The sequence below is a fragment of the Aeromicrobium sp. Root236 genome, assembly GCF_001428805.1.
Lineage (GTDB): Bacteria > Actinomycetota > Actinomycetes > Propionibacteriales > Nocardioidaceae > Aeromicrobium.
This window is the reverse complement of the sequence record NZ_LMIS01000001.1, coordinates 1,084,798-1,102,845: the sequence shown is the minus strand read 5'-3', so window position 1 is coordinate 1,102,845 and position 18,048 is coordinate 1,084,798. Positions and strand designations below refer to the sequence as shown.

20 protein-coding genes are annotated in these 18,048 nt (G+C 70.0%); 13 read left to right on the top strand and 7 right to left on the bottom strand.

The features are described 5' to 3' along the window. Positions 1-5: 5 nt before the first annotated feature. The 8 genes from ASE12_RS05590 to ASE12_RS05555 all read left to right on the top strand — a co-directional run bounded on the left by ASE12_RS05590 (position 6) and on the right by ASE12_RS05555 (position 8,191). Positions 6-1,022: a TIGR03842 family LLM class F420-dependent oxidoreductase gene (locus ASE12_RS05590; RefSeq protein WP_056398008.1), complete on the top strand. Its 1,017-nt coding sequence runs from the start codon at positions 6-8 to the stop codon at positions 1,020-1,022. Then, entirely contained in the window at positions 1,019-1,897 is an 879-nt protein-coding gene (locus tag ASE12_RS05585) for an ABC transporter permease (RefSeq protein ID WP_056207794.1), read from the top strand. Before ASE12_RS05590 ends, ASE12_RS05585 begins: the two co-directional genes overlap by 4 nt. Then, positions 1,894-2,709: an ABC transporter ATP-binding protein gene (locus ASE12_RS05580; RefSeq protein ID WP_056398005.1), complete on the top strand. Its 816-nt coding sequence runs from the start codon at positions 1,894-1,896 to the stop codon at positions 2,707-2,709. The genes ASE12_RS05585 and ASE12_RS05580 overlap by 4 nt, the downstream gene beginning before the upstream one ends. After that, the gene (locus tag ASE12_RS05575; RefSeq protein ID WP_056398002.1) at positions 2,706-3,509 is read left to right on the top strand and encodes an ABC transporter permease; all 804 of its coding nucleotides are present in this window, start codon (positions 2,706-2,708) and stop codon (positions 3,507-3,509) included. Before ASE12_RS05580 ends, ASE12_RS05575 begins: the two co-directional genes overlap by 4 nt. Before the next feature lie 53 nt (positions 3,510-3,562). Further along, positions 3,563-4,705 carry an ABC transporter substrate-binding protein gene (locus ASE12_RS05570; RefSeq protein ID WP_056397999.1) on the top strand — a complete coding sequence of 381 codons (1,143 nt, stop codon included), beginning with the start codon at positions 3,563-3,565 and terminating at the stop codon, positions 4,703-4,705. Between the two features lie 104 nt (positions 4,706-4,809). Next, entirely contained in the window at positions 4,810-6,015 is a 1,206-nt protein-coding gene (locus ASE12_RS05565) for a cysteine desulfurase family protein (protein ID WP_200954968.1), read from the top strand. Beyond that, positions 6,012-7,100 carry a tRNA 2-thiouridine(34) synthase MnmA gene (mnmA, locus tag ASE12_RS05560; RefSeq protein ID WP_056397997.1) on the top strand — a complete coding sequence of 363 codons (1,089 nt, stop codon included), beginning with the start codon at positions 6,012-6,014 and terminating at the stop codon, positions 7,098-7,100. Before ASE12_RS05565 ends, mnmA begins: the two co-directional genes overlap by 4 nt. 125 nt (positions 7,101-7,225) lie before the next feature. After that, positions 7,226-8,191, top strand: a complete 966-nt coding sequence (locus ASE12_RS05555) for a methionine synthase (protein ID WP_056397993.1) — start codon at positions 7,226-7,228, stop codon at positions 8,189-8,191. On the opposite strand, the gene ASE12_RS05550 is transcribed toward ASE12_RS05555, so the two are convergent. After that, positions 8,192-8,548 (bottom strand): hypothetical protein, encoded by a 357-nt coding sequence (locus ASE12_RS05550; protein WP_157412820.1) that lies wholly within the window; start codon positions 8,546-8,548, stop codon positions 8,192-8,194. It lies immediately after the preceding gene. A 66-nt stretch (positions 8,549-8,614) separates the two neighbouring features. Here ASE12_RS05550 and ligA point away from each other — a divergent pair, with 66 nt between their 5' ends. Next, the gene (gene ligA, locus ASE12_RS05545; protein WP_056397988.1) at positions 8,615-10,717 is read left to right on the top strand and encodes an NAD-dependent DNA ligase LigA; all 2,103 of its coding nucleotides are present in this window, start codon (positions 8,615-8,617) and stop codon (positions 10,715-10,717) included. Positions 10,718-10,734: 17 nt separating this feature from the next. Beyond that, positions 10,735-10,986 carry a DUF1272 domain-containing protein gene (locus tag ASE12_RS05540; protein ID WP_056397985.1) on the top strand — a complete coding sequence of 84 codons (252 nt, stop codon included), beginning with the start codon at positions 10,735-10,737 and terminating at the stop codon, positions 10,984-10,986. Between the two features lie 71 nt (positions 10,987-11,057). Here ASE12_RS05540 and ASE12_RS05535 read toward each other — a convergent pair whose 3' ends face one another. Both ASE12_RS05535 and ASE12_RS05530 read right to left on the bottom strand, forming a co-directional pair. After that, complete coding sequence (locus ASE12_RS05535; RefSeq protein WP_056397982.1) at positions 11,058-12,395, bottom strand: FAD-binding oxidoreductase; 1,338 nt, start codon at positions 12,393-12,395, stop codon at positions 11,058-11,060. A 67-nt stretch (positions 12,396-12,462) separates the two neighbouring features. Beyond that, positions 12,463-12,909: an iron chaperone gene (locus ASE12_RS05530; RefSeq protein WP_056397979.1), complete on the bottom strand. Its 447-nt coding sequence runs from the start codon at positions 12,907-12,909 to the stop codon at positions 12,463-12,465. A 201-nt stretch (positions 12,910-13,110) separates the two neighbouring features. Between ASE12_RS05530 and ASE12_RS05525 the strand changes: the two genes are divergently transcribed. Further along, positions 13,111-13,923: a pseudouridine synthase gene (locus ASE12_RS05525; RefSeq protein ID WP_200955080.1), complete on the top strand. Its 813-nt coding sequence runs from the start codon at positions 13,111-13,113 to the stop codon at positions 13,921-13,923. A gap of 9 nt (positions 13,924-13,932) precedes the next feature. On the opposite strand, the gene ASE12_RS05520 is transcribed toward ASE12_RS05525, so the two are convergent. Genes ASE12_RS05520 through ASE12_RS05505 form a run of 4 tightly spaced genes read right to left on the bottom strand, consistent with a single transcriptional unit; the run spans position 13,933 to position 16,867 of the window. Continuing rightward, positions 13,933-14,280 carry a YrdB family protein gene (locus ASE12_RS05520; protein WP_056397973.1) on the bottom strand — a complete coding sequence of 116 codons (348 nt, stop codon included), beginning with the start codon at positions 14,278-14,280 and terminating at the stop codon, positions 13,933-13,935. Positions 14,281-14,290: 10 nt separating this feature from the next. Continuing rightward, positions 14,291-15,124 carry an alpha/beta fold hydrolase gene (locus ASE12_RS05515; protein ID WP_056397967.1) on the bottom strand — a complete coding sequence of 278 codons (834 nt, stop codon included), beginning with the start codon at positions 15,122-15,124 and terminating at the stop codon, positions 14,291-14,293. A gap of 25 nt (positions 15,125-15,149) precedes the next feature. After that, positions 15,150-15,914 carry an ABC transporter permease gene (locus ASE12_RS05510; protein WP_056397965.1) on the bottom strand — a complete coding sequence of 255 codons (765 nt, stop codon included), beginning with the start codon at positions 15,912-15,914 and terminating at the stop codon, positions 15,150-15,152. A 26-nt stretch (positions 15,915-15,940) separates the two neighbouring features. Then, entirely contained in the window at positions 15,941-16,867 is a 927-nt protein-coding gene (locus tag ASE12_RS05505; protein ID WP_056397963.1) for an ATP-binding cassette domain-containing protein, read from the bottom strand. Between the two features lie 61 nt (positions 16,868-16,928). On the opposite strand from ASE12_RS05505, the gene ASE12_RS05500 reads away from it, so the two are divergent. Continuing rightward, positions 16,929-17,678, top strand: a complete 750-nt coding sequence (locus ASE12_RS05500; RefSeq protein WP_056397960.1) for a TetR/AcrR family transcriptional regulator — start codon at positions 16,929-16,931, stop codon at positions 17,676-17,678. A 60-nt stretch (positions 17,679-17,738) separates the two neighbouring features. Continuing rightward, positions 17,739-18,047: an Asp-tRNA(Asn)/Glu-tRNA(Gln) amidotransferase subunit GatC gene (gene gatC, locus ASE12_RS05495; RefSeq protein ID WP_056207740.1), complete on the top strand. Its 309-nt coding sequence runs from the start codon at positions 17,739-17,741 to the stop codon at positions 18,045-18,047. Position 18,048: the final 1 nt, after the last annotated feature.

Here is an 18,048-nt window from a genome sequence, read left to right as displayed (position 1 = left end):
TGACCATGGATTTCGGAGTCGTACTCCAGACCAACCCGCCCGCGTGGCGCACGGTGCAGCTCGCCAAGCTCTCCGAGGCGCACGGCTTCGACTACGTGTGGACGTTCGACAGCCACATCCTGTGGCAGGAGCCCTACGTCATCTACAGCGCGATCCTCGCCGAGACCAAGCGGATCGTCGTCGGCCCGATGGTGACCAACCCGGCGACGCGTGACTGGACCGTCACGGCGTCGGTGTTCGCGACGCTCAACGAGATGTACGGCAACCGCACCGTGTGCGGCATCGGCCGGGGCGACTCGGCCGTACGCGTGACGAACGGCAAGCCGTCGACGCTCAAGGAGGTCCGCGAGGCGACGCACGTGATCCGCGAGCTCGGCAGCGGCCGCGCGGTCGACTACAAGGGCTCGACCCTGCGGTTCCCGTGGACGACGAACACGTCGCTCGAGGTGTGGATCGCGGCGTACGGCCCGTTGGCGCTCAAGGCCGCCGGCGAGGTCGGCGACGGGTTCATCCTGCAGCTCGCCGACGTCGACATCACGAAGTGGATGATCCAGACCGTCCGCGACGCGGCGGCCAACGTCGGCCGTGACCCCGACTCGTTGGAGTTCTGCATCGCCGCGCCGATGTACATCGGCGACGACTGGGCGCACATGCGCGATCAGTGCCGCTGGTTCGGCGGCATGGTCGGCAACCACGTCGCCGACATCGTCGAGAAGTACGGGGCGGACGGCTCGGTGCCGCAGGCGCTGACCGACTACATCAAGGGTCGCGAGGGCTACGACTACAACGAGCACGGCCGCGCCGGCAACACGCACGCGGAGTTCGTGCCCGACGAGATCGTCGACCGATTCTGCCTGCTCGGCACCGTCGAGGACCACGTCGCCAAGCTCAAGGCGCTCCAGGAGGTCGGCGTGACGCAGTTCGCGGGCTACCTCCAGCACGACAACAAGGAGGAGACCCTCAGGGTCTACGGCGAGTCGGTCATCCCGCAGATCCGCGAGCACGTGACGGCGAAGGCGTGACCCGACGTAGCGCGCCGCTGGGGCGCCTGGCTCTCGGTGCCCTGGGCATCGCCGCGGTGATCGGGGTGTGGGAGGCCTACAAGGCGGTCGCCCCCGACACCGGCGTCGTCATCGGCGGCACGACGGTGCTGCCACGTTCGTCCGACATCGCGATGCCGCACGTGTGGGACATGTTCTCGAGACTGTCAGACCCGGTCATCGGCACGATCGGCGACACGATGTGGCAGACCGTGCTCGACGCCGGCTTGTTCACGCTCAGGATCGCGGCGTTCGGGTGGATCATCGGCGTTGTCGTCGGGTTCGCCCTGGCGCTGGTCATGCAGCGCTTCACGATCGCCGAGGCGGCCGTCCTGCCGTGGATCGTGCTGAGCCAGACCGTGCCGCTCATCGCGATCGCCCCGCTCGTACGCCGTTGGGGCTCGCAGATCACGATCGGCGGGTTCGAGTGGCAGAGCGAGCACTCCGTGGCGGTCATCGCGGCGTACCTCGCGTTCTTCCCGGTCGCCGTGGGCGTGCTGCGCGGCCTCAAGGCGCCGGACGCGACCCACGTCGACCTCATGCACACGTACGGGATCGGCTGGTGGCGCACGCTGTTCAGCCTGCGGCTGCCGGCCAGTGTTCCGTTCCTGCTGCCGGCGCTGCGCCTCGCGGCGGCGTCGGCGGTCATCGGCACGGTCGTCGCCGAGGTCTCGATCGGCCTGCGCGGCGGCGTGGGCCGCCTGATCATCGAGTACGCCCAGTCCGCCAGCAGCGACCCGGCCAAGCCCTGGGCGCCGATCTTCGCGGCGATCGCCGTCGGCCTGGTGGCCGCCGCGTTCGTCGGCCTGCTCGGCCTCGCCCTCAAGCCCTATCGACGTTCGGAGATCCCCGCGTGAACGACATCAAGCCAGCCGTAGAGGTCAGCGGCGTCAGCCGTACGTTCGGCGGTCGCAAGGGTGCATCCGTCACGGCGCTCGAGTCGGTCGACCTCAGCGTCGCGCCGGGCGAGTTCGTGTCGCTGATCGGGCCCAGCGGCTGCGGCAAGAGCACGCTCCTGCGGCTCATCGCGGACCTCGACACCCCGACCTCGGGCGAGCTCAGCGTGTTCGGCAAGCCGGCCCGCCAGGCCCGCGTCGACCAGGACTACGGCATCGCGTTCCAGCAGGCCGGGCTGCTGCCGTGGAAGACGGTGACGGGCAACATCGAGCTGCCGCTCGCGCTGCACGGCGCCGGCCGGTCTGAGCGCAAGGCCCGGGTGTCGGAGCTGCTCGAGCTGATCGGGCTGACCGACTTCGCCGGGCACTATCCCGACCAGCTGTCCGGCGGCATGCAGCAGCGCGTCGCCATCGCCCGCGCGCTCGCCGAGAGCCCCAAGCTGCTGCTGATGGACGAGCCGTTCGGCGCGCTCGACGAGATGACCCGTGAACGCATGCAGAACGAGCTCGTCCGCATCTGCGCCGAGACCCAGGCCGCCGTGGTGTTCGTGACGCACTCGATCCCCGAGGCGGTGTTCCTGTCCGACCGCGTCGTCGTGATGTCGCCGCGACCTGGCCGGATCACCGACGTCATCGACGTCAGCCTGGGCGGACCCAGTGAGCGCGACGACTCGCTCCGGGAGGACGAGGCGTTCTTCCGCGGCGTGGCCAAGGTGCGCGAGGCGCTCCACGGCGTACCAGTCGCCGGTGCGCGGGGAGTCGACACCCGATGAGCGCCACGACGGCGACGATCCCCGAGCGGGCGCTGGCACGCGGATCGGCCTATCGCACCGTCGTCGCGCCGATCGTCCTCGGCGTCGCGATGCTCGGGCTGTGGCAGGGCGTCGTCGACGGGTTCGGCATCGAGCAGTACATCGTGCCGACGCCGACCGACATCTGGCACGAGATCACCGACAACGTCGGATCGATCGTCGACGGCTCGGCGCGTACGGGCCTCAACGCCCTGATCGGGCTCGTCGTGGGCGCCCTGGTCGGCATCCTCGGCGCGATCATCGCCGGCGTGTGGCGCATCTTCGACACGATCGTGGCGCCACTCGTCGCGGCCCTCGCGGTCATGCCGATCGTCGCGCTGGCACCGGTGCTCTACACGATGTACGGCGCCGACAAGGAGACCGCCCGGCAGATCGTCGCGGCGGTCGCGGTGATCGTCCCGGTCTACATCAACACGCTGCGCGGCCTGAGGCAGGTGCGTCCCGTGCACCGTGACCTCATGCGGGTCTACGCGGCCTCGGCCCGCCAGCAGCAGCTCGCGGTGACCCTGCCGACCGCCGCGCCGTACGTCTTCACGGGCCTGCGCGTCGCCTCGTCGCTGGCGGTCATCTCCGCGCTGATCGCCGAGTACTTCGGCGGTCCGATCGGCGGTCTCGGCAAGTCGATCACCTCGTCGGCCGCGAGCAGCAACTACGCCCTCGCCTGGGCGTACGTCTTCGGCGCGATCGTGCTCGGCCTCGTGTTCTACTGCGCCGCCCTCGCGGTCGAGATGTTCTTCACGCGACACCGTTCGACCCCCTGATCGTCCGTCCGTGACCCACGGACGGCCTGCAGCACCACCAACAAGGAGAATCGATGAAGCGCAACATGCGGAAGTGGGCAAGGGTCGCCGCCATGGTGGCTGCGGCATCGCTGGTCCTGAGCGCCTGCGGGGGCGGGAGCGACAGTGACGGCGACTCAGCGAGCGGTGACCTGACGAAGGTCAAGCTCCAACTCCAATGGGTGCCCCAGGCACAGTTCGCCGGCTACTACGCGGCCGTCGACCAGGGCTACTACAAGGACGAAGGGCTCGACGTCGAGATCGTCGAGGGCGGCGCCGACATCGTGCCGCAGGACGTGCTGTCGGCCGGCGACGTGGACTACGCGATCTCGTGGGTCCCCAAGGTCCTGGGCTCGATCGAGAAGGGCGCCAAGATCACCGACGTCGCCCAGATCTTCGAGCGCAGCGCGACGACGCAGATCTCGTTCAAGGACAAGGGCATCACGAGCCCGGCCGACCTCAAGGGCAAGAAGGTCGGCAGCTGGGGCTTCGGCAACGAGTGGGAGCTCTTCGCCGGCATGCAGAAGGACGGCGTGGGGGTCAAGGACGTCAAGCTCGTGCAGCAGGCGTTCGACATGAACGGCTTCCTCGCCGGTGACATCGACGCCGCCCAGGCGATGACCTACAACGAGTACGCCCAGGTGCTGGAGACCAAGAACCCCAAGACCGGCAAGCTCTACACGCCCGACGACCTCAACGTGATCGACTGGAACGACGTCGGCACCGCGATGCTCCAGGACGCGATCTGGGCGCAGACCGACAAGCTGAAGGACAAGGCGTACGCGGACCAGACGACCAAGTTCATCAAGGCGTCGATCAAGGGCTGGGTCTACGCACGCGACAACCCGGCGGAAGCCGCCAAGATCGTGACGGCGGCGGGCTCGCAGCTCGGCGAGAGCCACCAGCTCTGGATGACCAACGAGGTCAACAAGCTGATCTGGCCCTCGACCCACGGCGTCGGCGTGATCGACGAGGCGGCCTGGAAGCAGACCGTCGACATCGCGCTCGGCACCAAGAACGAGACCGGCGCGACGATCATCTCCAAGGCGCCTCCGGCGTCGGCGTACTCCAACACGTACGTGGATGCGGCGCTCAAGGAGCTCAAGGCCGAAGGGGTCGACGTCGACGGCAAGAACTACAAGCCGATCGACGTGACGCTCAAGGAGGGCGGCAAGTAGCCGTTCGCCCTGCCACGACCGGCGTCGCCCTCCACGGGCGGCGCCGGTCGTGCGTCCGGACGGCGGGCACGGGACGTGCGTCACCGGGCTACGCTTGTTGAGCGATGAACAACCTCGAGCGAGTGGCCTACCTCGACCATGCGGCGACGACGCCGATGGTCCCTGAGGCGATCGCCGTGATGGCCGAGGAGCTGGCCCGCACGGGCAACGCGTCGTCGCTGCACGCCTCCGGCCGCGATGCCCGCCGCACGGTCGAGGAGGCGCGCGAGCTGATCGCCGAGCGGTTCGGCGCGCGGCCCAGCGAGGTCGTGTTCTGCTCCGGCGGCACCGAGGCCAACAACCTCGCGATCAAGGGTCTCTACTGGTCGCGGCGCGCCCAGGACCCCGACCGCAACCGCATCGTCTTCAGCTCGATCGAGCACCACGCGCTGCTCGACCCCGTCACGTGGCTCGCCAAGCACGAGGGCGCCGAGATCGACATGACGCCCGTCGACACGACCGGCCGCATCCTGCTCGACGAGCTCCGTGCTGCTGTCGAGCGTGACCCGGCCTCGGTCTCCGCGGTCACGACGATGTGGGCCAACAACGAGATGGGCACGATCCAGCCCGTCTCCGAGGTCGTCGGCATCGCTCGCGCGTACGACATCCCGGTGCACAGCGACGCCGTGCAGGCCGCCGGCTACGTGCCGCTCGACTTCGCCGCCAGCCAGCTCGACGCGATGACGGTCACGGCGCACAAGCTCGGTGGTCCGGTCGGCGTCGGTGCGTTGCTGTTCCGCCGTGAGCTCGAGGCGACACCGCTGCTGCACGGCGGTGGCCAGGAGCGCGACCTGAGGTCCGGCACGCTCAGCGTCCCGCTGATCGCCGCGTTCGCCGCCGCTGTCGACGTCACGGTCGGGCGCCAGGCGGAGACCGTCGAGCGCATCGAAGGGCTGCGGCGCCGGCTCGTCGAGGGCATCGTGCGGGTCGTCCCGGACGCGATCGTCAACGGCGATCCCGAGCCCGGCCCCGACCACCGGCTGCCCAACATCGCCCACGTGACATTCCCCGGCTGTGAGGGCGACGCGATGCTGATGCTGCTCGACGCGCAGGGCATCGAGTGCTCGACCGGCTCGGCCTGCGCGGCCGGCGTGCCGCAGCCCAGCCACGTGCTGCTGGCGATGGGCTACGACGACGTCGCCGCCCGTGGGTCGCTGCGGTTCAGCCTCGGCCACACCTCGACGGAGGCCGATGTCGACCGGCTGATCGAGGCGCTGCCCGCCGTGCACGAGCGCGCGCAGAGGGCCTCGCTGGTCAGGGGCGGGTCATGAGGGTCATCGCCGCGATGTCCGGCGGGGTCGACTCCGCCGTCGCCGCCGCACGCGCCGTCGACGCCGGTCACGACGTCACGGGCGTGCACCTGGCGCTCAGCCGCAACCCCCGGTCGTACCGCTCGGGAGCGCGCGGCTGCTGCTCGATCGAGGACGCCGGCGACGCCCGCCGCGCCGCCGACCAGCTCGGCATCCCGTTCTACGTGTGGGACATGAGCGAGGAGTTCGCCGACAACGTCGTCGACGACTTCATCGCCGAGTACACCGCCGGGCGTACGCCCAACCCGTGCCTGCGCTGCAACGAGAAGATCAAGTTCGCCGCGGTGCTCGACCGGGCCCTGGCGCTCGGCTTCGACGCCGTCGCGACGGGTCACTACGCGCAGCTCGAGACCGCCGCGGACGGCACGATCGAGATGCATCGCGCGATCGACATGGGCAAGGACCAGTCCTACGTGCTCGGCGTGCTCACCCAGGAGCAGCTCGCGCACTCGTTGTTCCCCCTCGGCGACACGACCAAGGACGTCGTACGCGCCGAGGCGGCGCGGCGCGGCATCCAGGTCGCGACCAAGCCCGACAGCCACGACATCTGCTTCATCCCCGACGGCGACAACGCCGGCTGGCTCGGCGAGAAGCTCGGCCCCAAGCCGGGCACGATCGTCGACGAGGACGGCACCGTGCTGCGCGAGCACGACGGGGCCTACGCGTTCACGATCGGCCAGCGGCGCGGGCTCCGGCTCGGCATCCCGGCCGACGATGGCAAGCCGCGCTTCGTGCTCGACATCGAGCCGGTCAGCGGCACCGTCACCGTGGGGTCGCGGGAGTCGCTCGCGGTCGACGCGCTCGAGTGCATCAAGCCGCTGTGGTGCGGTGCGCCTCCGGCCGGGTCGCTCGACTGCACGGTGCAGCTGCGCGCGCACGGCGACGAGCATCGCGCGACGGTGCACGTCTCCGGCTCCGACGTACGCGTCGACCTCCACGATCCGGCGAGCGGCATCGCCCCGGGCCAGGCCTGCGTCATCTACGACGGCACTCGCGTCGTCGGCTCGGCCACCATCAGTCGTACCGCCCGCGTGGCGGTGGGTTAGTCGTCAATCCTCGCCTGGGGCGGTGACCTGGTCGCCCATCCGGGGCCCGTACAGCCAACCAGCCCACCGCCGCCACGCGCGACAGGCGACCTACTCACCGCTCCACCATCAGACGAAGGAACCACATGAGCATCGCCACCGGCATCGGCTCGATGCCGGGCACCGACTTCGCCGAGTCGCTCCGCCTCGTCATGGGCGAGGTCGGCGACTTCCCCTACGTGCCGGAGCTCCCTGCGCGAGGCGTGCACGCCGGGATGATCGGTCGTACGCTCGCCGTGCTCGAGGGCCTCGAGGCCGACCTGCAGCCTGACGGCTGGCGCGTCGGCGTGGGGGAGGGCGCCGACCAGCGCCGGGCGCGATCGCTGCTGGCGCAGGACCTCGACGTCGCCGAGGAGCTCGCCGGTACGCACGAAGGTCTGCTCAAGCTCCAGGTCACCGGCCCGTTGACCCTCGCGGCGTCCGTCGAGCGACCGCGAGGCGACAAGATGCTCGCCGACCACGGTGCCCGGCGAGAGATCGCCGAGTCACTCGCCGAGGGCCTCCGCGCGCACGTCGCCGACGCGCGTCGCCGCTTCCCGCAGGCCGAGCTCGTGGTGCAGGTCGACGAGCCGTCGATCGTCCCGGTGCTCACCGGCGGCATACCGACCGCCAGCGGGTTCTCGCGTCACCGCAGCGTCCACCCGCCGGAGGCCGACGCCCTGCTGCGCCTCGTCACCGAGGCGATCTCCGGCGCCGGGGCACGCCCCGTCGTGCACTCGTGCGCGCCGGACGTACCAGTCGAGCTGCTCACAGGCGCGGGCTTCACGGCGATCTCGTCCGACCTGTCGCTCGCCCGGCCCGACGACATCTGGGCGGAGTCGTTCGAGCAGGGCGTCGACCTGTGGCTCGGCGTGGTCCCCTCCACCGACACGGCTGGTGTCACCGACAAGGCGCTGGTCACCCGCATCGCGGCGTTCTTCGGCCGCTTCGGGTTCGACGAGGAGGCGTACGCCGCACGGCTTGTCGTCACGCCGACCTGCGGCCTGGCCGGCGCCTCGCCCGCATGGGCCCGACAGGCCTTGGTGCTGGCGCAGCGCGTCGCGGCCGGCTGATCAGCGTTGGGGCTGGTCCATCGCGACGTCCTTGGTCGCGGGGTCGACGCGCACCTTGATGGTGCGGCCGATCGCGAAGTCCGGCAGCTTGACCGGGCTGATCGGCGCGACGGTCGTGGTCTCGAACCCCGGCACGCCCTCGGCGTCCTCGATCCGCAAGGTCAGACGGACCATGACATAGATGGTGTTGACCCGGGAGCCGGTGTCGTACGTGTCGAGCACGACGGCCGTCGTGGGCTTGCCGTCGGCCAGGACGCGCTCGGTCGTGCGGGCCTTCGTCGCGAGCCGCACGATGAACCGTTGGAGCACGAAGACCGCCACCGTCGACACCACGATCAGGAGCACCACGAATCTCATGCGGTGAGCCTAGGCGACAGCCTCTCCGCCGCGCCGAGTGTCCCCCCGCGGCGATAAAGTCGAGCCATGGCGACCGACGACGACCTGAGGCAGCGGCACAAGGAGCTCGCCGAGACGATCGAGGAGCATCGGCAGCGCTATCACCGCGACGACGCACCGGTCATCTCCGACTACGACTACGACCAGCTGATCCGCGAGCTCGAGGGTCTCGAGGAGCAGCTGCCCGAGCTCCGCACGCCCGACTCGCCGACGCAGCAGGTCGGCGGCATGATCTCGTCGACGTTCGAGGCCTACGAGCACCGCGAACGCCTCTACAGCCTCGACAACGCGTTCTCGATCGAGGAGCTCGAGAGCTGGCACGCCCGCATCCTCCGCGAGGGCGTCGACAACGCCGAGTTCCTCTGCGAGCTCAAGGTCGACGGGCTGGCGATCTCCCTGACGTACGAGGACGGCGTGCTGACCCGTGGCGTCACCCGCGGCGACGGCCGGGTCGGCGAGGACGTCACCGCCAACGTCCGCACGATCAAGGCCATCCCGCACCGGCTCACGGCGACCAAGGACTACCCGATCCCCGCCTATGTCGAGGTGCGCGGCGAGGTGTTCTTCCCGACCAAGGAGTTCGAGGAGTTCAACACCGCGTGGGCCGAGTCCGGCAAGACCCCGTTCTCCAACCCCCGCAACGCCGCTGCGGGCACGCTGCGCATGAAGGACTCGTCGGTCACGGCGAGCCGGCCGCTGTCGATGGTGTGCCACGGTCTCGGCTATCGCGAAGGATTCACGCCCAAGCGGCAGAGCGAGGCCTACGACGCGCTCAAGGCGTGGGGCCTGCCGACCAGCGATCGCGCGAAGGTGCTGCCCGACCTCAAGGCGGTCGAGGAGTTCATCGACTACTACGGCGAGCACCGCCACGACGTCATCCACGAGATCGACGGCGTCGTGGTCAAGGTCGACCAGGTCGACCTGCAGCGCCGGCTCGGCTCGACCTCGCGGGCACCGCGGTGGGCTATCGCCTGGAAGTACCCGCCAGAGGAGGTCAACACCCGGCTCCTCGACATCCGGGTCAACGTCGGCCGCACCGGCCGGGTCACTCCCTACGGCGTCATGGAACCCATCCGGGTCGCCGGGTCGACTGTCGAGATGGCGACGCTGCACAACCAGCACGAGGTCAAGCGCAAGGGCGTGCTGATCGGCGACATGGTCGTGCTGCGCAAGGCCGGTGACGTGATCCCCGAGATCGTCGGGCCCGTGGTGGCGCTCCGCGACGGCAGCGAGCGCGAGTTCGTCATGCCGACGGAGTGCCCGTCCTGCGGCACCCCGTTGGCGCCCAGCCGCGAGGGCGACAAGGACATCCGCTGCCCCAACACCCGCTCGTGCCCGTCCCAGCTGCGCGAGCGGCTCACCCACGTCGGCGGGCGCGGCGCGTTCGACATCGAGGTGTTCGGCTGGGAGGGTGCGACCGCACTCCTCGACGCCGGCGTGCTGGTCGACGAGGGCGGGCTGTTCTCGCTGACCGCCGACCAGCTGCTGCAGGTCCCGCTCTACACCCGGCTCGCCAAGAAGGCCGAGCTCGCCGACGGTGTCGGCGAACGCGTGCTGAGTGCCAACGGCCTTGCCCTGCTCGACAACCTCGAGAAGGCCAAGACCCAACCGCTGTGGCGCGTCCTCGTCGCCTTGTCGATCCGGCACGTCGGGCCGACCGCGGCCCGCGCGCTGGCGACGCACTTCGCCTCGATGGAGGCGATCGAGGAGGTCGTGGGGGCTGACGACGCCGTCCAGACCATCTCGGCCGTCGACGGCGTCGGCCCGACGATCGCGGAGGCCGTCGTCGAGTGGTTCGCCGTCGACTGGCACGCCAACATCGTCCGGCAGTGGCGCGAGGCGGGCGTACGCATGCGGGACGAGCGCGACGCGTCGATCCCGCGCACCCTCGAGGGGCTCACGATCGTGGTCACCGGGTCGCTCGAGCGGTTCACCCGTGACTCGGTCAAGGAGGCGATCATCGCCCGCGGCGGCAAGGCGTCGGGGTCGGTGTCCAAGAAGACCGACTACGTCGTGGTGGGCGAGAATGCCGGGTCCAAGGCCGACAAGGCGGAGCAGCTCGGCGTCCCGATCCTCGACGAGGAGGGGTTCGAGGAGCTCATCGCCAACGGCCCGCCCGAGCCGGCCTGACCAGCCATACTGGTCGCATGCTGGAGATCCGCCCCAACTGCGAGTGCTGCGATCGCGACCTCGATCCGCTGTCCACCGACGTCCTGATCTGCACCTACGAGTGCACGTGGTGCCGCGACTGCGCCGACGACGTCCTCCGCGGTGTGTGCCCCAACTGCGGCGGTGAGCTCGTACGCCGGCCGGTTCCCTCCGCGCTGCGGCTGGCGAGCGATCCGCCCTCGACCACCCGTGTCTTCAACCCCGACTGCCTCACCGCTCACGCGCGCTGACCAGCCGTGAGCGTGACGAGCTGCAGGCGACACGCCCAGGCGAGCCTGCAACTCGTCACGCTCAGCGGGGCCTAGGGGCGGATGTTGTGGTTGCCGGCGAACAGGTTGCCGGGGTCGTACTCCCGCTTGACCGCCCGGAGCCGCCGGTACGTCTCCGACGGGTAGACCGCATCGACATCAGCCTCGGACGCTGACGACAGGAAGTTGCCGTACGCACCGCTGACGTGCGGAGCGAGCTTCGCCCAAGTGGCGTCGAAGCCGGGTCGCCGGGCGGCGATGACCGGTTCAGGCCCCACCATCGTCGTCGCGAACATCAGCTCCGCCTGCCGGTGCGCGTACGCCGTGGCATCGTCGTCGACCCGCGCCACCGCACCACCGACGCTGCGGATGGCGATGACGGGGGAACCCTCGACGGCACCCGTCTCGGCAAGGATCCCGAGCACGTCCGGCACGGACGCCTCGTCGACGAACCCGCTGCGGGTCACGATCCGGATGCCCGGCGGCGGGACCATGCCCTCCTCGAGCGTCGCGCCGACCGGCACCAGCGCCACGTCGTCCTCGATCACCGTGCCGAGCCCGCGGATCGGGTCGATCGCCGCAGCGGCCGCGGCCGGGTCGTCGCCGTCGAAGACGACCCGCACGACGACCGGCGCCTCGGGTCCTCCGGCGAACGGGTTGGCGAGCTCGACCGTCGAGGTGAGGTCGTCGGGAGCAGAGCGCAGGTACGCCGCCCAGCCCTGGAGGACCGTCGCAGCCTCGGCTGCGGGGAACGCGATCCGGCCGAAGAACACGTCGGTGGTCTCGTGCGTAGCGAACTCCAGCGCGGTCACGACGCCGAAGTTGCCGCCACCACCGCGGATCGCCCAGAACAGCTCGTCGACCTCCTCGGCGCTGGCACGGATGACCTCGCCCGTCGCGATGACGACCTCTGCGGCGATCACGTTGTCGAGCGCGAGCCCGTACTTCCTGACCTTCCAGCCGATGCCGCCGCCCAGCGTCAGCCCACCGACGCCGACGCTCCGGGAGTCGCCCGACGAGATCGACAACCCGTGCGGCGCCAAGGTGTCCGCGACCTGCCCCCATGTCGCACCGGGGCCGATCCGTACGACGTGGCGCTCCTTGTCGATGACCTCCACGTCGGCGAGGCGCCCGAGGTCGATGACGACCCCGTCGGCGTTGGTCCCGAAGCCGGGGAAGCTGTGGCCGCCGCCGCGCACCGCCACCGGGAGCCCGGTGGCGCCGGCGAACGACACGGCGGCCTGGACGTCGGCGACGGTCGCCGGCCTCAGCACGTACGCCGGAGTGCCCTGTGCCAGCACGGTACGGCTGGCCAGCTCGTACGCCGTGTCGCCGGGCTCGATGATGTCACCGCTGAACTCGCGGCGGAGTGTGTCAAGGGTCGTGCTCATGAGATGCCTCCCGCAGAAATCTGACTCGAATGCACCTTTGACGTACGCGAGCCCGAACGTGTGACAGTCAGCCGGCGGCCTTCTCGACCAGCGCCGTGAGCTTCTGCTCGATGGTGGCGTTCATCGCGACCACCGCGTACGCCGTCGGCCACATGTCGCCGTCATCGAGATGGGCCCACTCGTTGAACCCGACCTCGGCGTAGCGGACCTTGAACTTCGCCGCGGGCTTGAAGAACACGACGACCTTGCCGTCCCGCGCCCACGCCGGCATGCCGTACCAGGTCTTGGGCGCCAGGTCGGGGGCCGTGTCACGCACGATGGCGTACAGCTTCTCGGCGATGACGCGATCGGCCTCGGGCATCTCGGCGATCTTGTCGAGCGCGTCCTGGTCGTCGGCGGCGGCCTTCTTGGCCGCCGCCCCGCCGCGTGACGACTTCTTGAGCTCGGCGGCGCGCTCCTTCATCGCCGCGCGCTCCTCCTCGGTGAATCCTTCGTACGACTGGGTCTGCGTCATGGTGCTGCCTCTCTGTGATGGGTACCCGGCGAGCGTAGGTTCGCCGCGGGGTGCCGCGCTTCTTGATTCCTGACCGGATCGCGGCCCCCGTAGCATCGAGAGGTGCCTCCACGCTCACCGTTGCCGCCGCGTCACGGACTCGGCGCTGCGTGGGTGCGTACGCCTGACCGTGGCCTCCCGCGGCCCGATCCGTGGCCGACGATGGGCGCGTGGCTGCGCGACCGGTTGCCGGAACGCGTCGACATCGCCGGGATGCTGGCGGACGAGCGGTTCGTCTACGACAGCGGCGAGGCGGTGCGGGAGGAGCACGCGTACGCGCCGCACACGTTCGTGTGGTTCCACCGCGACCTGCCCGACGAGGCCGACGTGCCCGGTGAGCTCCACGTGATCCACCGGGACGAGCGGCTGGTCGTCGTCGACAAGCCGGCGTTCCTGTCGTCGATCCCGCGCGGCCGGCACGTGCGGCAGAGCGTCGTCGTACGCCTCAGGGACGAGCTCGGGCTGCCCGAGCTGTCGCCGTTGCACCGGCTCGACCGGGTGACGTCGGGCCTCCTGCTGCTCGCCACCGAGCGGCGGTGGCGGGGTGCCTACCAGACGCTGTTCCAGGAGGGTGCGGTCCGCAAGACGTACCGGGCCCTGGCACCCGTGCGTCCGGACCTCGAGCTCCCCGTCGTGGTGAGCAACCACGTCACGAAGCGCCGCGGCACGTGGCAGGCCGAGGTCGTGCCGGACGCACCCGTCAACGCCGAGACGCTGGTCGAGCTGGAGTCACAGATCGGCGACCAGGGCGTCTACCGGCTCACGCCCCGCACCGGCCGCACCCACCAGCTGCGCCTGCACCTGCACGGCCTGGGCATCCCGATCGTCGACGACCCGCTCTACCCGACGGTGCGCGACATCGCGGTCGACGACTTCAGTCGTCCGCTGCAGCTCCTCGCGGCCGAGCTCGAGCTCACGGACCCGTTCGACGGCACCGAACGACGGTTCCGGAGCGTACGGTCGCTGCCGCTCTGAGTCGTACGCTCAGGGGTCCGAACGGATGCGAGCCGCGAACGCGGTGATGGCCACGATGGCGAAGCCGATGCCCCACCAGACGAGACCGCCGGCGGCCGCGTAGAGGGCGACCGTCACGAACAGCATGACCTGCACGATGAATCGGGTCGGGTTGACCAGCCGCTTGTCGGACGTCGGCGCCATCCATTGCGCCCAGATGCCGATCGCGACGAAGGCGAGGAACGCCCCCAGCGCCCAGCCCTTCCAGCCGCCCGCCATGCCGTGGCCCGCCGCGACGAGCAGGACGATCATCGCGAGCTCGCACACGAACGCGAGCAGGTCCCACGGTCCGACGTCTTGAGGTTTCTGCGGAGGCATGCCGACGAGCCTAGATGCCCACCCGCTTGATGATGCTGTCGGCCAGCTCGGCCGGTCGCTCGTCGAGCAGCCAGTGGGTCGCGCCCTCGATGATCTTGAGCTCGTACGGGCCGGTGACCCAGCGGTGGTTGATCTCGGCGCCCTTGCGGCCGAGTGCCACGTCGCCGTCGCTCCACACGTACGTCGTGGGCACCGTGACCTTGGTGCCGATCCGTCCCGCCGACGCCCGGACGATCGAGCGGTAGTAGCCGAGCCCGCCGCGCAGCGCGCCGTGGCCGACGATCTCGGTGTGGAACCGCTCGACCATCTCGCGGGTCATGCCGCTGCCGCGCAGCATCGAGTCGGCTCGTCCGCTCGCCAGCATCCGCTCGGGCAGGACCGGGAGCTGGAACAGCGCCATGTAGTACGACTTCAGGGCCTGGTTGCTGGTCACCATCGACCGGAGGAAGGCAGCTGGGTGGGCCACCGAGGCGGCGGTCAGCGTCTCGAGCCGGTCGGGGTGGTTCGCCGCCACCGACCACGCGATCGCAGCGCCCCAGTCATGGCCCACGAGGTGCACGCGAGGCGCGCCGATCGCGTCGATCAGGGCGATGACGTCCGAGGTCAGTGCGCCCAGGCCGTACGCGAACCGTGACTTCGGCCTGGCGCCGGGGGAGTAGCCGCGCTGGTCGGGTGCGTACGTCCGGAGGCCGCGCGCGTGCAGGTGCTCGGCGACCGCGTTCCACGCCGAGGCCCGCTGGGGAAACCCGTGGAGCAGGACCACGGGCGTCCCGTCCAGCGGGCCGCTGTCGATGACGTCGAAGGTGTGGGGGCCGTTGCGGAACTGGGTCAGGCGCTCGGTCATGACCCCATCCTGTCAGAGAACGCGATTATCTCGATGTGCGCCGCCCGAACAGCCAGCCTGCCGCCGGCACCGAGAGGGCCAGGATGCCGAGGCACCACGCCGCCGCGAGCCAGGCCTGGTCGTCGATCGGCGTGCCCATCCAGAGACCCCGCAGCGTCTCGATGACCGGCGTGAGCGGCTGGTGCTCGGCGAACCCCCGCATCCACGAGGGCATCGTGTCGGCCGGTACGAAGGCCGTGCTGACGTACGGCAGGAACATCAGGATCATCGAGAACCCGTTGGCCGCCTCGGGGCTGCCGAGCAGGAGCCCAGCCGTCGCGGCGAGCCACGAGATCGCGAGGATGAACAGCAGCACGACGCCGATGGAGGCGAGCCAGTCCACCAGTGAGGCGTTGGGCCGCCAGCCGACCAGCAGGGCGACACCGATCACGAGCGCCGTGGCGATGAGGTTGCGGACGACGCTCGCTGCGATGTGGCCGACCATGACCGACGAGCCGTGGATCGGCATCGACCGGAACCGGTCGACGATGCCGTTGCTCATGTCCTGCGCGACGCTGACCGACGTCGTGCCGGCGCCGAACCCGGCGCACAGCAGCAGCAGGCCCGGCACGACGTAGTTGACGTAGTCGCCGCCGGTGTTCATCGCGCCGCCGAAGACGTACACGAACAGCAGCATCAGGATCACGGGCAGCATCAGCGCCGTGAAGAACGCCTCGGGGTCGCGGAACGACCGGCGGACGCTGCGCGTCACCATGACGCGGGAGTCGAGGACGGCGGTGGAGAGCGTCATGGTGTGGTTCCTTGTCGTTGAGGTGGTCATGCGGCGGGCCGATCGGTGAGGGAGAAGAACACGTCGTCGAGGCTCGGGTGCACCGTCGTGACCTTGCGCGCGGCGAGCCCTTCGCGCTCGAGCCGGGCGAGCATCGCGACGATCTCGCCGGGGGAGCCGTCTGTCGGCACCTCGATGCTGAGCAGCCTGTCGTCCGTACGTTCGGGGTCGAGCCGGGCGACCGCGCGGGCGTACGACTCGGCGTCGGCGAGCTCGATGCGCAGCAGCTCGCCGCCGATCGTCGACTTGAGCTCCGCGGCAGTGCCCTCGGCGACGATCGACCCGCCGTCGAGCACCGCGATGCGGTCGGCGAGCTGGTCGGCCTCCTCGAGGTACTGCGTCGTCAGGAGGATCGTGACACCGTCGTCGACGAGCTGGCGGACGGTGCCCCAGACCTGCTCGCGGCTGCGGGGGTCGAGGCCCGTGGTCGGCTCGTCGAGGAACAGCAGCTCGGGTCGCTCGATCATGCTGATCGCCAGGTCCAGGCGCCGGGTCATGCCGCCGGAGAACGTGCCGACGCGGCGGGAGCGGGCGGCGACGAGGTCGAACTCGACGAGCAGCTCCTCGACCCGTCGTCGGGCGACCTTGCGGGGCAGATGCCTCAGCTGAGCCATCATGAGCAGGTTCTCCTCGGCCGTGAGCACCTCGTCGACGGCGGCGTACTGGCCCGTGAGGCTGATGACCGTACGCACCCCGTAGGGATCGGTCACGAGGTCGTGTCCGGCGACCGTCGCGGTGCCGGAGTCGGGCGCCAGCAACGTGGCGAGGATGCGGACCAGGGTCGTCTTGCCGGCGCCGTTGGGTCCGAGCAGCGAGAACACGGATCCGGTCTCCACGGCTAGGTCGATCCCGTCGAGCACCGTGTGGTCGCCGTACGCCTTGCGAAGGCCGGTGGCGGTAACTGTGTATGTCATACACGGAACTGTATATGACGTACACTGAAAGCCGCAAGAGCTGATCTGGAAGGGTGTGGGCATGGCTGAGTCCGACGACCGAACCGTCCTGCCGCCCAGCCTCGAGCTGCTCTGGGGACGGCGCGAGGTGGGCCGCCGAGGACCCAAGCCGGGGCTCAACGTCGACGCCATCGTTGCCGCGGCGGTCGACATCGCCAACGCCGAAGGGCTCGCCGCCGTCTCGATGGCCCGCGTCGCCAAGGCCGTGGGATTCACGACGATGTCCCTCTACCGCTACGTCACCAACAAGGACGAGCTGCTCCAGCTGATGTGGAACGCCAGCGCCGACGGGGTCATGGAGTTCGAGCTCGAGGGGGACACCTGGCGCAGCCGGCTGCTCAGCTGGGCCATGGCGCAGCGCGAGGCCATCACGCGCAACATCTGGATCGTCCAGATGCCGATGGCGACGCCGCCGCTGGCCCCCAACTCCCTGCGCTGGATGGAGGTCGGGCTCGAGGCGCTGGACGGCACGGGCCTGGACGACGGCGACAAGATGCGCATCCTCGGCCTGATCTCCTCGCATGCCCTGATCGATGCCCGCATGGCGTACGACGCGCAACAGGCCAAGGGCGGTGGCGCCGACCCGATCGACTACACCGCGATCCTCCGGGAGGTCGTCGAGGAGGACCGCTTCCCGCAGCTCCATCGCGTCGCCTGGTCGGGCGCCGCGGACGAGCCCGAGCCGGGCGGCGACCCGTTCGCGGAGTACCGCTTCGACCTCGAGGTCATGCTCGACGGCATCGAGGCCCTGATCGAACGCTCCCGCTCCTGAGCGACTCGTCACGGTCACTAGGATGGATCGGTACCCCCGACTCCACCCGCAAGGATCCGTATGTCTGAGCCCGCCAAGGGTATTTCGCGTGCCGACGTCAGCCATCTGGCCGGCCTCGCCCGCATCGACCTCAGTGAGGCCGAGCTCGACCACTTCGCCGCCGAGCTGCCGGCCATCCTCGAGCACGTCGCGGTCGTCCAGCAGGCTGCCGGTGACGACGTCGAGGCCATGAGCCACCCGGTCCCGGTCAACAACGTGTTCCGCGAGGACGTCGTCGTGCCGTGCCTGACGCCCGAGGAGGCGCTCGCCGGCGCTCCGGCGTCCGAGCAGCAGCGGTTCCTCGTCCCCAAGATCCTCGGGGAGGACTGAC

Coding starts and splice junctions, on each gene's coding strand:
- ASE12_RS05520 (WP_056397973.1), bottom strand. CDS start 14,280: ATGCCTCCGCAGAAACCTCAAGACGTCGGACCGTGGGACCTGCTCGCG.
- ASE12_RS05535 (WP_056397982.1), bottom strand. CDS start 12,395: ATGAGCACGACCCTTGACACACTCCGCCGCGAGTTCAGCGGTGACATC.
- ASE12_RS05515 (WP_056397967.1), bottom strand. CDS start 15,124: ATGACCGAGCGCCTGACCCAGTTCCGCAACGGCCCCCACACCTTCGAC.
- ASE12_RS05575 (WP_056398002.1), top strand. CDS start 2,706: ATGAGCGCCACGACGGCGACGATCCCCGAGCGGGCGCTGGCACGCGGA.
- ASE12_RS05525 (WP_200955080.1), top strand. CDS start 13,111: ATGGGCGCGTGGCTGCGCGACCGGTTGCCGGAACGCGTCGACATCGCC.
- ASE12_RS05565 (WP_200954968.1), top strand. CDS start 4,810: ATGAACAACCTCGAGCGAGTGGCCTACCTCGACCATGCGGCGACGACG.
- ASE12_RS05530 (WP_056397979.1), bottom strand. CDS start 12,909: ATGACGCAGACCCAGTCGTACGAAGGATTCACCGAGGAGGAGCGCGCG.
- ligA (WP_056397988.1), top strand. CDS start 8,615: ATGGCGACCGACGACGACCTGAGGCAGCGGCACAAGGAGCTCGCCGAG.
- ASE12_RS05540 (WP_056397985.1), top strand. CDS start 10,735: ATGCTGGAGATCCGCCCCAACTGCGAGTGCTGCGATCGCGACCTCGAT.
- mnmA (WP_056397997.1), top strand. CDS start 6,012: ATGAGGGTCATCGCCGCGATGTCCGGCGGGGTCGACTCCGCCGTCGCC.
- ASE12_RS05555 (WP_056397993.1), top strand. CDS start 7,226: ATGAGCATCGCCACCGGCATCGGCTCGATGCCGGGCACCGACTTCGCC.
- ASE12_RS05505 (WP_056397963.1), bottom strand. CDS start 16,867: ATGACATACACAGTTACCGCCACCGGCCTTCGCAAGGCGTACGGCGAC.
- gatC (WP_056207740.1), top strand. CDS start 17,739: ATGTCTGAGCCCGCCAAGGGTATTTCGCGTGCCGACGTCAGCCATCTG.
- ASE12_RS05590 (WP_056398008.1), top strand. CDS start 6: ATGGATTTCGGAGTCGTACTCCAGACCAACCCGCCCGCGTGGCGCACG.
- ASE12_RS05550 (WP_157412820.1), bottom strand. CDS start 8,548: ATGAGATTCGTGGTGCTCCTGATCGTGGTGTCGACGGTGGCGGTCTTC.
- ASE12_RS05500 (WP_056397960.1), top strand. CDS start 16,929: ATGGCTGAGTCCGACGACCGAACCGTCCTGCCGCCCAGCCTCGAGCTG.
- ASE12_RS05510 (WP_056397965.1), bottom strand. CDS start 15,914: ATGACGCTCTCCACCGCCGTCCTCGACTCCCGCGTCATGGTGACGCGC.
- ASE12_RS05570 (WP_056397999.1), top strand. CDS start 3,563: ATGAAGCGCAACATGCGGAAGTGGGCAAGGGTCGCCGCCATGGTGGCT.